The following is a 13,381-nucleotide window of genomic DNA, read 5'->3' as shown; positions in this document are numbered from 1 at the left end:
ACCCGCTGATTCAGCGGCATAGCAGTTCCTCGATTTCCGCGTCCGTCGGCATGGCATCGGCGCACGCCAGACGCGAGGCCACCAGTGCGCCCGCGGCATTGGCGTAGGTGGCGATGCGGTGCGGATCCCAGTCCGAGAGCAGGCCGTGGATCAGGGCGCCGCCGAAACCATCCCCCGCACCCAGCCCGCACACCACCTCGACCCGGCACGGGGGCACCGTCCAGCGCTCGTATTCGGTCGCCACGAGCACGCCCTCGGCACCCCGCTTGATCACCGCCAGCCGCACGCCCCGCGCGAGCAGCCGGTCCGCCGCCGCATCGGGATCGGCGGTGCCCACGGCGACTTGGACCTCGGTGCGATTGCCGACGACCACGGTGACGTGATCGATCATCCAACCGATCTCCTGCTGCGCGGTCGCGACATCCGGCCAGAACATCGGCCGATAGTCGAGATCGAGCACCGTGTGCCCGCGACGTGCGCGATGCTGCAGCACCGCGCGCTGCGTGCCGCGGCCGGGTTCCGCGCTGACGCCCGTCCCGGTGACCCACAGCAGCGGCACCGAATCCACTACGTCCCAGGGCACCTCGTCCACGGTGAGCGTGAGATCCGGCGCGATGGGCGCGCGATAGAACAGCAGCGGCGGGTCGGCGGGCGGGTTCAGCTCGCAGAACACCACCGGCGTCAGCAGGTCCGGGGCGGTCGACACGTAGTCGGCGCGGACCCCGGACGCACCCAACGCCTTTCGTACATAGTCCCCGAAACCGTCCGGCCCGACCTTGGTCAGCACCGCGCTGTCCCGGCCGAGCCGGGCGGCGGCCACCGCGACGTTGGTCGCGGTGCCGCCCAGCGATTTCGCGAACGATTCGACCTCGGCGAGGCCGACGCCGCTCTGCTGCGGATAGAGGTCGACGCCGACGCGGCCGATCGTCAGCACCTCCAGGGCGGTCACGACACCACCCGCTGCAATTCGTGTTGCAGCGCGTCCAATTCGGCTCCGCCCGCCATCTGCCGGGTCAGCTCCGAGACATCGATCTCCGACTTCTCGTACGAGCCCAGCATGGCGCCGCGCTTGAGCAGCAGGAAACGATCGCCGACCGGGTAGGCGTGATGCGGGTTGTGCGTGATGAGGATGACGCCTAGGCCCCGATCCCGCGCCTGCACCACGTATTTCAGCACCACACCCGCCTGTTTGACGCCCAGCGCGGCGGTCGGTTCGTCGAGGATCAGCACTTTGGCGCCGTAGTGCACGGCCCGCGCGATCGCGACGCACTGCCGTTGCCCGCCGGACAGCGTGCCGACCGGTTGCTCCATGTCCCGCAACTCGATACCCATGTCCGACAGACCTTTACGCGCGATCGCCCGTCCTTTCGCGCGGTCCAGCAGCCGGAACGGGCCGTAACCCACGGTGGGCTCCGAGCCGAGCACGAAGTTGCGCCAGACGCTCATCAGCGGGACCACCGCCAGATCCTGGTAGACGGTGGCGATGCCGTGATCCAAGGCCGCACGCGGGGAGGACAATCGGACCGCCTCGCCCTCGATCCGCAGCTCGCCCCGATCGTGCTGGTGCACGCCCGCAAGGATTTTGATCAGCGTCGACTTGCCCGCGCCGTTGTCACCCAGGATGCAGGTGACCTCACCCGGGTTCACCACGGTCGACACCTCTTGCAGTGCGACCACACCGCCGTAGCTCTTGCCGAGGTCGATCGCCTCGATGAGGGGGACGCCCGTCGCATCGCCCCGCGCTGCTGTAGTCATCGGCGTACCCTTTCGGCTCGCTTCTGGAATCTGTTGTTGACCAGCACCGCCGCCAGCAGGAGCACGCCCAGGAACAGCATGAACCAGTCGCTGTCCCAGCGCGCGAACACGATGCCCTGGCGGGCCATGCCGAAGATCAGCGCGCCGATCGCGGCGCCGACGGCCGAACCGAAACCACCGGTCAGCAGACAGCCGCCGACCACCGCCGCGATGATGTAGTGCAGTTCGAGCCCCACGCCCTGATTCGCCTGCACACTGGCGAAGCGCAGGATGCTGCACGAACCGACCACCCAGCCGGCGAAGGCCGTGGTCATGAAGAGGATGATCTTCGTCCGATCGGCGGGCACGCCCACCGCCCGCGCGTTCGGCAGCGCACCGCCGACCGCGAAGATCCAGTTGCCGAACCTGGTGCGCACCAGCACGATCGCGGCGATCGCGGTCAGCACGATCCACCAGATGACCGAGGCCTGGATCCGGGCGTCGCCGATGTTCAACGTCGAGGCGAACACCCACCCGGCCGAGTTGTAGCCCTCGGCACTCCGAATACCCGACACCTGAACGGTTCCGGTGACCAGGCGGGTCACGCCGAGGTTGAGGCCTTGCAGCGCAAGGAAAGTGCCGAGCGTGACGATGAAACTCGGTAGCCCGGTGCGCATCACGAGCCAGCCGTTGAACGCGCCGACCAGCAGGGCCAGCACCAGCGAGGCCAGTAGCGCGAACCAGACGTTCCATCCGGCGTGCACCGCCAGCAACGCGGTGACCAACGCCGTCGAAGCGGTCATCACACCTGCCGACAGATCGAATTCGCCACCGATCATCAACAGCGCCACCGCGACCGCCATGATGCCGAGCGTCGACGAATCGTCCAGCCAGGTCGCGACGCCGAGCGGGCTCAGGAAGCGCTCGGTGATGATCGAGAAGAACACGAACACGAGCAGTGCGCCGAGTGCGGCGCCGATCTCGGGCCGGACGGCGAGCCGTTGCAGCAGAGACGGTCCGTCCTGCGCGGCCGGTGTGGTCTCGGTCGTTTTTGTGGCAGTAGTCATCTCATTCACTCCTGACCTCACCGCGTGCCCTGTGCCACGAGCGCGGCGACGGCATCGACGTTGTTCTTGTCGACGAAGGCCGGACCCGTCTGCACCGGTGCGCCGCCACCGACGGTGTTCAGGTTCGTCCGGTAGGCCTGCAACAGGACCACCGGCAGGTAGCCCTGCTCGTACTGCTGCTGGTCGACCGCGAACAGCAGTTTGCCGCCGCGAATCGCCTCCACCACATCGGTATTGAGGTCGAAGGTGGCGACCGTGGCCGCCGAGCGGGACTCCTGCACCGCGTCGACGGCGCGGGCGGCGACCTGAGAGTTCAGGGTGAGCACCGCGTCGATCGAGTGATCCGCCTCCAGCGCCCCCTTGATGCGGGACTGCGCATCGGTCGGATTGTTGATGTCCACTTGGAGTGTCGCCGCGTTGCCGAAGGCTTTGCTCGCCCCCTCGCAGCGTTGGTTGGCGCCGATATTGCCCGCCTCGTGGATCACGCAGAGCATCTTGGTCTTCTTCGCGTCGGCCAGTCGCTTGCCGGCCGACTGCCCGGCCAGCGACTCGCTCTGTCCCACATGGCCGATGGCGCCATACTTGACGCTCTCCGCCTCGCCGGAGTTGATGGTCACCAGCGGAATGCCCGCGGCGACCGCCTTTTCGATCGAAGGCCGCAGCGCGTCAGGGTTGGCCATCGAGACGACCAGCCCGTCCACGCCTTGGGCGACCGCGTTGTCGATGAGCTTGGCCTGCTGGCTCGGATCGCCCGAGGAGTTGTATTCGACCCGGACCCCGAGATCCTTACCCGCCGCCTCTGCGCCGTTCTTGACCACGTTCCAGAACGCGTCGCCCGGGCTGCCGTGCGTGACCACCGCGACCGAGTTCAATGTGCCCGCGGCAACGGGGCTTTGGCTCGGCGCGACCACGTCGGCGCCCGGCCCGCTACACGCGGCGAGGACCGCGGCCGCGGCGAGCCACGGCACCAGGCGGCACGAGCGTTGCCACCCGCGGTGCAGTCGATGAGACATCGTTGTCATCACTTCCCTACTGGATCGGTGCGGCCGTCGACACGAGGCCCGCGAGGTGGCGCAGGCTGCGTTCGGTATGCCGGCTCGGCAACTCCGCCGAGTCGGTGGGCTGCAGGGCGGTGTCCTGCTCCATCACGTACCAGCCGCGGTAGCCCGCGGCCTGCATGCTGTGCACCAGCGCGGCGACATCGACGTCACCGTCGCCGAGTGGGACGTACAGGCCTTGCCGCACTGCTTCGCTGTATTCCATTGCACCGCCTCGCACTTCGTCGGCAACGGCGATGCGCACGTCCTTCAGGTGCACGTGCCCGATCCGGTCGGCATGGCGCTGCGCGAGCCGCACCGGATCGGTTCCGCCGATCAGCAGATGGCCGGTGTCCAAGCACAGGTCGAGCTCCGAATCGGCAAGGAAGCGTTCGACTTCCGCCTCGGTCTCGACATGCGTACCGACGTGCGGATGCAGCACCGTGCGCAGGCCGTGCTCCGTGGCGATATCGCGGATGGCGGCGGCGGTGCCGATCAGGGTGCGCCATTCGTCGTCGTCGAGTTGCGGGCGGGCATCGTATCCGCCGAGCCCGGTGGCGGCGGCCAGCACGACCACGTCGGCGCCGGTGGCGGCGAACAGGGCGATCGACTCCCGGGCCGCTTCGATCGCCCGCTCCGGCGCCTCGTGCAGCACCAGCGCCAGGAATCCGCCCACCGACGAGATGCCGAACGTCCCCAGCAGCGACCGCAGTTCGTCGGGGTCGCGGGGCAGATATCCGGGCGGGCCGAGTTCGGTGGCGGTCAGGCCGAGGGCAGCCATTTCCGCGAGGACGGTGCGCGCGTCGAGCACGTGCCCCCAACCGGGAACCTCGCAGACTCCCCAGGAGATTGGTGCGGCCGCGATGCGCAGCGGGTAGAGCGGTTCGGTCATCAGGACTTCTCCGACCTTCGATGTCGAGTTGGAGCGCTCCATGCGATTGGAGCGCTCCAACTATGTAACGTGGGTCATAGTGTGTCAAGAGGGCGCCCGTTGGCCAGAATATCGCTACTACCTGGTAATACATGGCCGATCAGGCGAAACGATCAGAAACCATATCGCGCCGATAGTCCGATTAGAGCGCTCTATTGATTAGCGCGCTCCAACCTTGTAACGTCCGACACTGCACACATCATCGAACCGGGAACGGAGGCGACATGGCACGGCCCACCATGGAGGATGTCGCCGAGCGCGCCGGCGTCTCCCGGGCGCTGGTATCTCTGGTCATGCGCAACTCCCCCAAGGTGAGCGAACATCGTCGCCGTGCCGTGCTGCAAGCCGCGAAAGATCTCGGCTACCAACCGCACATCATGGCGCGCTCGCTGGCCAGCCGGACCTCGAACATCGTCGGCGTCATGGTCTCCGACCTGCGCAACGCCTTCTTCGCCGATGTCGTCGAGGGAATGGACACCGCCGCACAGGAATCCGGCCTCGAACTCATCCTCAACACCGGCCGGCGCAGCGCCGCTCGCGAACGCAGCGCCCTCGAGAGTCTGCTCGCGTTCCGTCCCGGCGGCATCATCCTGCTCTCGCCGATTTTGCCCGCCGCCGCCATTCGCGATGCGGCACAACAGGCTCCGCTGGTCCTGGTGTCGCGGAGTTCGGCCATTCCCGACGTCGACACCGTCAACGACGACGGCGAGGTGGGCGCCGCTTTGGCCGTGGATCATCTTGTCTGCCTGGGGCATCGGCGAATCGTGCACCTCGACGGCGGCGGCGCGTTCACCGCGGCGCCGCGCCGCAAGGGCTACCGCGCCGCGATGGAACGGCACGGCCTCGAGCCGATGGTGATCCCCAGCGAACACACCGATGCCGCCGGTATCGCCGCGGTCCGCAAACTGCTGAATCTGTTCTCCCGCGACAGCTTTCCGACCGCGCTGGTGTGCGGCAACGACTTCAACGCCGTCGGCGCCATGTCCGCGCTCGAAGAAGCCGGTTTACGCGTGCCCGACGATGTCTCCGTCGTCGGCTACGACAACACTTCGCTCGCCGCGCTGCGCCACGTCTCCCTCACCACCATCGATCAGCCGCGCATCCAAATGGGCCGTCTCGCCATCGAAGCGCTAGTCGAACGGCTACGCGACGACCGCACCGAGCCGGTCCGTCGCCGCCTGCAGCCCTCGCTCGTCGTCCGCGCGACGACCGGCGCCCCCAGCAACTGAATTCTCGCTGCCCACAAGGCAGTTCCGCACGTTCTCAGGAGGAGAGCCGATGTCATCCCATCAAGCCGTCACCCTCGGTCTCGCCGGCACCGGCCGGATCGGCACCGCGCACGCCGAAACCCTCAAGAATCTGCCGAATGTCGCCAACGTCGTCGTAGCCGACGCCGACGCCGACCGGGCCCGCGCCACCGCCACCAAACTCGGTGTCGAATTCGCCCCCGACCTCGACGCCCTGTTCGCCGCCGACCTCGACGGCATCGTCATCGCCACCGCCACCGACTCCCATCCCGAACTCATCCTGCGCGCCGTAGCCGCCGGCATCCCCGTCTTCTGCGAAAAGCCCGTCGCCGCCGACATCGAAGGCACCCTCGCAGTCCTCAACCACCTCGAATCCTCCACCGTCCCAGTGCAGATCGGCTTCCAACGCCGTTTCGACGCCGGCTACCGCGCCGCCCGCGACGCCGTCGCCGCCGGCTCCCTCGGCTGGCTGCACACCCTGCGCGCCACCACCCTCGACCCCACCCCACCCCCCGCCGACTACATCCCCCGCTCCGGCGGCATCTTCCGCGACTGCGGCGTCCACGACTTCGACATCATCCGCTGGGTGACCGGCCGCGAAATAGTCTCCGTCTACGCCACCGGCACCAACCAGGGCGAACCCTTCTTCACCGCCGCCAACGACGTAGACACCGCCGCCGTCATCCTGCATCTGGACAACGACACCCTCGCCACTGTCTCCCTCACCCGCTACAACGGCGCAGGCTACGACGTCCGCCTAGAAGCCCTCGGCGCCAAAGGAAACGCCATAGTCGGTTTGGACGACCGCTCCCCCCTCACCTCGGTAGAACCCGACTACCTCCCCTCCACCTTCCCCGCCTACCCCGGATTCATGGAGCGGTTCCGCCGGGCGTACACCGACGAACTGGTCGCGTTCGTTGCGGTGGCGACGGGGAAGCTCGAAAACCCTTGCAGTCCAGTGGATGCGTTGGAGGCGTTTTATGTGGCCGAGGCGTGTGAGCTTTCACGGCGGGAGGGGCGGCCGGTTCAAGTCTCCCGAGTCCGCCGCTGATCTTGAGAAATGTCGGCGCCGGCTGTAGGCATGGCTACAGCCGGCTCCACCGCTGGAAGGAACAGCTTGGTCGGTGAGCATCGCTAGACGGAAAGCCTGCAGAAGCTCCCCTCCTATCGCGCCGTCTCCTCGAACAGGTTGGCGTGACGACCTTTCAGCACGCCGCCGCAATTGACGCCAGGATCGCCGAAGGACATGACGGATCGCGACCGTAATCCCCCCACGATCGACGGATGAACGACAACCATGATCGATCGACTGGTAGATCGGCCACCGAACTTGCGAATCGACTCGAAGGCCCGATGGCTAACGTGTCGGCACTAGAACAGCGCTATCACCGCAAGCCCAATAATCAGCGTTGACCCAAAAGCAGCTCCTCCGCACAACGCAGCCCTCGCGGGCGATGCGGCGTCGATCCTGCTCAAAATCACGGTCAGTAGCCCGACGATGGTGGCCACCGCGACCAGGAGGCACAGGGACAGCACCGCTACAGGCGCATCGTCCGACAATTTGGCTTCGATCTCTATAGGCGGCGTTGCCAAGGCAACGCCCGGATTCGCCGTGATCACATGCTTCTCCTGCGGGGGCGAAGGGGATGGCCAGACAGCTGCCAGCGACGCGGTAGCTGGCTCGCCGATTGACCTGGTTACGCTGTTCATGTGAGCTCCGTTCTGGTTCGTCGATAGAGGTAGATCGGGGTTTCCGAAGCTGTCCCCGCCCCTGGCCGGGTGGGGGCAGCGCTCCTAACGCATGGCCCGAAGGCCAGAAAGCGTGATGCTCAATAGTTGCTATCGATAAAGCGGTCGATTCTGCTGGAGGGTCTATTCGCAGGGTCGAGCAGTCGTCGATGGACAGACAATCACTGCTTCCGTGAGTAGCACGACCGACTAGCTGATGAAGCCGGCTGAAACACCCAATCGAGCAAGGGATTGCAGGGTGCGCGATGACCACGATCACGCTTCGGCGACAACAGTTTCAGTCATAACTGGCCGCACAGGGTGTCGACCGTGCAGCAAAGTACGCCATGGCTCCCATTCGGGCGCCACAACCATGAGGTCTTACGCCGTCGATCGAGACGTCACTGACGGGTTCCTAGAGGACGCTGTTAGCTTGCACGCGCCAGCACGTTATCCAAAAGCGCGTCAGCGTCGGCTCGTCGATCATGCTGTTTAAGTGAATGAAGGATGCGCAGCACGTCGCGTTCCGACCGGTTTCCGGCGTAGGTGATTATGGTCTCCGTCGCCTCAGCCATGCCCAGGTCACGGCAAGAAATGACAGCGTTCGCCGTCTCCGCTGGCGGGGCTTCACTGCCGACATAACGGATGAGACCGTTGGCCCGCTCGAAGTTGCCGACCGAGATGTACACGGCGAGATCCTTGGCAGGCGGCCACGCGACGTCGGGGGTCACGAATTTGCGCCGGTCCCCCTTAGAGTGGGGGACCGGCGCAACGACCGGAGTGATGGCGGCAGCGGAGATGGTCCGTTCAGCCGGCTTTGCGGCCGCACGCTCCCGGAGTCGCTCGAGATCGTCCCACGAGATGACAGCGCCCGGACCCGCCTTAACCAGCGCAAGACTGTGCAGTTCCCGAAGGTGTATCGCCTTCGGGCGCTTCCGTTTGCCGTTCGCCAGGTCGGCCAAGACCGACTTGGACAGGTACCTACTCTTGAGCTCGGCCAGCTCCGCGCGCACCTCGTCCGCACGGGCCTCGTCCGCCCGAGCGCTCAGCTCCTTCTTCAACTCCTTCAATCTCTCCGCGACAGCGTCCACGATGGCTCTGCAGGAGAGGCCGGTCAGGCCTATCAAATCGCGTATCGCCTCGGCGAGCTCCAGCCACTCCTGCGACAGCTTGTTGCGGTCGAGGTCAGCAAACTTCCCTAGCTGCGGCAAACGGATCGCCTCCATTCAGTCGTTGGTACGAACCTTGCCATTCTCCTTCGTGGAACGTTCCTTTCCAATAGGTTCCTCCAGTTTCGCCTGACCTACTTTCATGCCGAAAATTTCTGCGCCTGTCCCAGATTTCGAACCATAGACTCCACTGTCCTGATATCCAGGACAGTGGAGTTTCGGGAAAGCCGGAGTCGGGACACGGAACCCACACTTTCGGGACACGAGTCTGTAATGTCGATCCGCACCACCTTCACGTGTCCCACTTTCTTTCAGGACACGATCACGTCCCCGATCCACGGGCCGATGCTGTTCAGTAGTTAAGGAAGCCGACACCAGCGATCCACGCCCAACCAGTTGGGCGCTTGCAGGAGTCCGGCTCGTCCCTTGACCGTGGAAGGTGGGTTTCAATATGGCTGTGCCGTCATGGGAGGATCCCCAGCTAGGCGCTATGAAACGCGTAGCGCTCTGGCTGGTGCAGTCCGTCGGCGTCGGCGAGCTGTTCACGAAGTCACAGCTTCGTGAGGCGTTTCCCGGAACGTCGCAGATCGATCGGCGCATGCGCGACTTGCGTGACTTCGGTTGGCGCATCGACACCAACCGAGAGGACCCCGCGCTCGGGTCACACGAGCAACGGTTCGTAAAGCAAGGCGACCCGGTGTGGGAGCCGGGTAAGGCGACGAGGAAGGCCGGCGCAACCGTTACTGCCGCTGAGCGGCACGCCCTGCTCATGCGCGACGGGCACAAATGTCGTTCATGTGGAATCGGTCCCGGCGAGCAGTACGCCGGAACCTACGTCACGTCGCAGCTTGATGTCGCTCGCCGTCCGGTACGGATGCCTACGGGTGAAGTTGTCGTGCAGCTGGTGATCGAATGCAACCGTTGCCGCGTCGGAGGACGCGATTTGACAGCGAACCTCGATGATGTCCTCACACGGGTCACCCGCTTGCCCGTCTACGAACGGAAGATGCTCGCCGGCTGGGTTGAGCAAGACGCGCGCAACTTCAGTGATGCGGAAGAATTATGGGCGGCTTACCGAACACTGCCGGCAGACGCCCGGGAGAAGGTCCGTGCCGCTCTGCAATAACAACATGGCGCCGCGGACACGCTACCGTTCCTACTGAGGAGAATTTGAGACATGTTCACCGACTTCGGAAGCCCACCGAACGCTGCCAGCACGCGCTCGCTGGTCGACCAGCGGGTTGAGGAGCAGCACAAAAATGCTGGCGTCGCAGAGACCTTGACTGTTGAATGGCGCGGTCGGCCGCTGCACGTCGAGGTCATCGACATGCCGCTAGAGGTACTCTATTACAACCCTGGCACGCATCGGATTCGCGCGCAGCGAAGTCTGGATTCAGATCGCGATGCTGCCCTCAGTGCAGATCCGTGGAGTTCCGAAGGGCAAGACTATCTGCGGCACTTGCTGACTGTTCGCCCAGCGCAGCCAGACCACCGCGACCCTGACTTCGATGCCTTGATCGACAGCCTCAAACAACACAAGCAGATCGAGCCGGGTCTGATCACCCGCGACGGCATACTCGTCAATGGAAATACACGCTGCGCAGCACTTCGTGATCCCGATGCCGATATCGGCGCCACCAGCATGCGGGTCGGCGTACTGCCGGAGTCCTGCACCTGGGACGACATAAACGACGTCGAGATTTCACTCCAGTTGCGTCCCGATAAGAGACGCGACTACTCATATATCAACCGTCTGCTGGCAATAGACGAGCAAAGAGTTCAGCTCAATCGCGAGCTCTCGGCGATCGCCAAGGCGTTCCACTCCACAGTCAAGGCGTGCGAACGCGATATCTGGGTTTTTGCGCAACTACAGGATCTAATCAAACGCAGCGCTACCCCTGGAGGAGCATCTCTACGATTGATGGATTTCGAGGGTGCCCAAGAAAGACTCGCTGAGCTATATCGAATCTATGAGAAGGAGCACAGCAAGAGCAAGGAAAAGGCTGACCTTCTCAAGGAAGCCCGTCTTGCAGCGATCGTGCTGGAGTTTTCCAAGACAGACGTCCGGACCATCGGAGGTGATTTCCATAGCCGGTACCTGGACAGGACATTGCCGGAAGAGTTCAAAGCGGCCGATACTACCACTCCTTCTACCGTTCAGATTCCAGGCTTGAATCGATCAGTTAAGGCAGCAGGAGCAGAGGTGGCAGCGGCACGTGCATTCACCGACGTCGTCCTGCGGGCGAAGACGATCGAGTCCGTTGGCACCGCAGCGTCTTCAACCGAGCATACGGCTGCGCTAAAGACCATCAAATCGGTTCGCGATGCATTCGACGAGGCCATCGACTCTGCAGGTCGGGATGCTCGGCTGAGGAAGAAACAGCTTGCTGCGCCTGACCGGATCGTCGAGGCCTGCAAGGATCTGGAGCAATCCATAACCGACCTGGTGCTATCTCGGGGCAGTGCCAGTCTCGATGAGGGAGCATTCGACGATGCTTTTGTTCAGCTCCGTGCAGTCCTCGACAAATTGGCAATTGAGGCACAACGCACTATCGACCTCCCTGGCGAGGGACTTTCATGGCTGATCGCCGCGCTGGATGTGAAGCGACCGCAGTCGTGAGTGATGTCAATAGCGCACCCTCCCTGCGTCTAGGCTTCGACGTCACGCGCACACGGGTCGAGTTGCGAACCCTGCCTGCCTTCCAAAGCGACTTTGCCCAGCTCACAGCTCGAATCGCGACAAGGGGACAACGCGGTCCGCTCTCCGCGGAGGTCGATCTCGATGACTTTTTGGTCAATCTGAACGAGCTGGCTACCTGGATTCACCCCGACGTCGACTGGGCTCCTGATCTCATCGAACTTGTCAACGGGGTGCTCGATGACGCTGAGACCGTAGAGCACAATCTCGAGGACCGACGTCCAGAGGGCCCTGCCGATGCTGTCCAGCTGACTGACGTCATCGACTTGCTCGGCACAGAATGGACTGCCGACCTGACCTCGTTTCAACAGCGCGACATAGCTCGATTGCTCTCACTGCGCCACGGTGCCAACTTCAGTGTCCCCGGCGCCGGCAAGACACGCGTCGCACTCGCGGTCTATGCGGCTATGCGCGAGCGCGGGGAGGCCGAACGGCTCTTGGTCGTTGGACCGAAGTCGGCCTACGAGTCCTGGGAGTTCGAAAGCTCCACATGCTTCAAAGAACCGCTACGCACCGGCGTGGTGGGAAATGTAGACGACCCCCTCGCGGAGCTCCGCATCGTGAACTACGAGCGGCTCGACCGTTCACTGGGCAACCTGGCTGATTGGCTGCGGGCACGACCGTCGATGGTGGTGCTCGACGAAGCCCACCGTATGAAGCTCGGCGCCAGCGGCACTTATGGTTCCGCATGCCTCGCTCTCGGTCCGTTGGCGAATAGGAGGCTGATCCTAACCGGTACACCAGCCCCCAATGGGGCAAGGGATCTCGAGAACTTGCTGTCGTTCGTATGGCCAGGGCATGGAAAACGAGTGGTCACCGAGGCTGTCGGGGGTGGAGATCTTGCCTACGCGAGCACAATTCTCCGCCCTCTGTTCACACGCACCACCAAAGACGAGCTCGGCCTGCCGCCGTTCCAGCCAAAGATCCGCTATATCAGCATGCCTCCAGTGCACGCAGAGATCTACGAGGCTCTGAAGGGCAACTTTTCTGCTCGCGCGGAAGGCTCGCGCGGCAGTATCGAAGCGCTGGGCCGGGCAATGCTTCGGCTGCTCATGGCGGCCATCAGTCCTGCTCTGCTGTTGGAAGGAGCGAGCCAATACGAACCGCTCGAGTATCGACTTCCGCCGCTGGAACCTTCCCCCGAAGACTCACTTTTCGAGCTTCTGCAGAAACTTCCGAGTCTGGGGCTGTCACCGAAGTACCAGGAGACACTGCAGATCGTTGCGGACAATACTTCCAACGGTCGCAAAACGCTGGTGTGGACAACATTCGTTCGGAGTCTTACGACCCTCGAGAAATTGCTTGAAGGCTATAATCCGGCCGTCGTCTATGGCGGAACCGTCGATCGTGACGAACAGCTACGCCGTTTTCGCCAAGATCCAGATTGTCATGTTTTGCTATCCAATCCTGCCACCCTAGGCGAGGGCATCAATCTCCATCAGGTTTGCCATGATGCCGTGTACGTGGACCGTGATTTCATGGCCGGACGGTTCCTGCAGAGCTTGGATCGCATTCACCGCCTGGGCTTGGCACCTGGTACCGAGACGCGTGTAACGATTCTGGCTACCCGCCACACAGTCGATGAAATAGTTGCGCTGCGGCTGGACGAGAAACTCGAGTTCATGGGCCGAATCCTCGATGATCCTGGGGTCCAGCAGCTCGCTGACCTGCAGGAAGAACCCGCAACCGGTGCCGGCATGGACGCCGCAGATGTACGCGCGCTGCTACGCCACCTCGACACAGGAAAGGACAGCCGTGACCCACTGTGAT

Annotated in this window: 12 protein-coding genes; 5 read left to right on the top strand and 7 right to left on the bottom strand. The window is 63.9% G+C overall.

Translation table 11 applies throughout. From position 1 onward, the window contains the following. Positions 1-10: 10 nt before the first annotated feature. From iolC to TY25_RS03635, 5 genes are read right to left on the bottom strand one after another with little or no spacing between them, the layout of a single operon-like run. Positions 11-949 (bottom strand): 5-dehydro-2-deoxygluconokinase, encoded by a 939-nt coding sequence (gene iolC / locus TY25_RS03655; protein ID WP_042254071.1) that lies wholly within the window; start codon positions 947-949, stop codon positions 11-13. After that, positions 946-1,755 carry an ATP-binding cassette domain-containing protein gene (locus TY25_RS03650; RefSeq protein WP_042254070.1) on the bottom strand — a complete coding sequence of 270 codons (810 nt, stop codon included), beginning with the start codon at positions 1,753-1,755 and terminating at the stop codon, positions 946-948. Before TY25_RS03650 ends, iolC begins: the two co-directional genes overlap by 4 nt. Further along, a complete protein-coding gene (locus tag TY25_RS03645; RefSeq protein ID WP_042254069.1) occupies positions 1,752-2,801 on the bottom strand; it encodes an ABC transporter permease in 1,050 nt (349 codons plus the stop codon). The genes TY25_RS03650 and TY25_RS03645 overlap by 4 nt, the downstream gene beginning before the upstream one ends. 17 nt (positions 2,802-2,818) lie before the next feature. Further along, positions 2,819-3,823 carry a sugar ABC transporter substrate-binding protein gene (locus TY25_RS03640; protein WP_226887223.1) on the bottom strand — a complete coding sequence of 335 codons (1,005 nt, stop codon included), beginning with the start codon at positions 3,821-3,823 and terminating at the stop codon, positions 2,819-2,821. Between the two features lie 7 nt (positions 3,824-3,830). Further along, on the bottom strand, positions 3,831-4,730 hold the full coding sequence (locus tag TY25_RS03635; RefSeq protein ID WP_042254066.1) for a TIM barrel protein: 900 nt from the start codon (positions 4,728-4,730) through the stop codon (positions 3,831-3,833). Positions 4,731-4,993: 263 nt separating this feature from the next. Between TY25_RS03635 and TY25_RS03630 the strand changes: the two genes are divergently transcribed. Both TY25_RS03630 and TY25_RS03625 read left to right on the top strand, forming a co-directional pair. Continuing rightward, on the top strand, positions 4,994-5,998 hold the full coding sequence (locus TY25_RS03630) for a LacI family DNA-binding transcriptional regulator (RefSeq protein WP_042254065.1): 1,005 nt from the start codon (positions 4,994-4,996) through the stop codon (positions 5,996-5,998). A 49-nt stretch (positions 5,999-6,047) separates the two neighbouring features. Continuing rightward, complete coding sequence (locus TY25_RS03625; RefSeq protein ID WP_042254064.1) at positions 6,048-7,067, top strand: Gfo/Idh/MocA family protein; 1,020 nt, start codon at positions 6,048-6,050, stop codon at positions 7,065-7,067. A gap of 320 nt (positions 7,068-7,387) precedes the next feature. Here TY25_RS03625 and TY25_RS42390 read toward each other — a convergent pair whose 3' ends face one another. Beyond that, entirely contained in the window at positions 7,388-7,636 is a 249-nt protein-coding gene (locus tag TY25_RS42390; protein WP_201773636.1) for a hypothetical protein, read from the bottom strand. A gap of 536 nt (positions 7,637-8,172) precedes the next feature. After that, a complete protein-coding gene (locus TY25_RS03620) occupies positions 8,173-8,970 on the bottom strand; it encodes a hypothetical protein (RefSeq protein ID WP_042254063.1) in 798 nt (265 codons plus the stop codon). A 433-nt stretch (positions 8,971-9,403) separates the two neighbouring features. Here TY25_RS03620 and TY25_RS03615 point away from each other — a divergent pair, with 433 nt between their 5' ends. From TY25_RS03615 to TY25_RS03605, 3 genes are read left to right on the top strand one after another with little or no spacing between them, the layout of a single operon-like run. Next, entirely contained in the window at positions 9,404-10,039 is a 636-nt protein-coding gene (locus TY25_RS03615) for a KpnI family restriction enzyme N-terminal domain-containing protein (RefSeq protein WP_088607311.1), read from the top strand. Between the two features lie 51 nt (positions 10,040-10,090). Beyond that, positions 10,091-11,533, top strand: a complete 1,443-nt coding sequence (locus TY25_RS03610; RefSeq protein ID WP_042254060.1) for a hypothetical protein — start codon at positions 10,091-10,093, stop codon at positions 11,531-11,533. Beyond that, positions 11,530-13,380 carry a DEAD/DEAH box helicase gene (locus TY25_RS03605; protein ID WP_172595817.1) on the top strand — a complete coding sequence of 617 codons (1,851 nt, stop codon included), beginning with the start codon at positions 11,530-11,532 and terminating at the stop codon, positions 13,378-13,380. The genes TY25_RS03610 and TY25_RS03605 overlap by 4 nt, the downstream gene beginning before the upstream one ends. Position 13,381: the final 1 nt, after the last annotated feature.

The organism is Nocardia brasiliensis NBRC 14402 (genome assembly GCF_000308475.2).
Taxonomy (GTDB): domain Bacteria; phylum Actinomycetota; class Actinomycetes; order Mycobacteriales; family Mycobacteriaceae; genus Nocardia; species Nocardia brasiliensis.
This window is presented reverse-complemented; position numbering and strand designations above follow the sequence as displayed.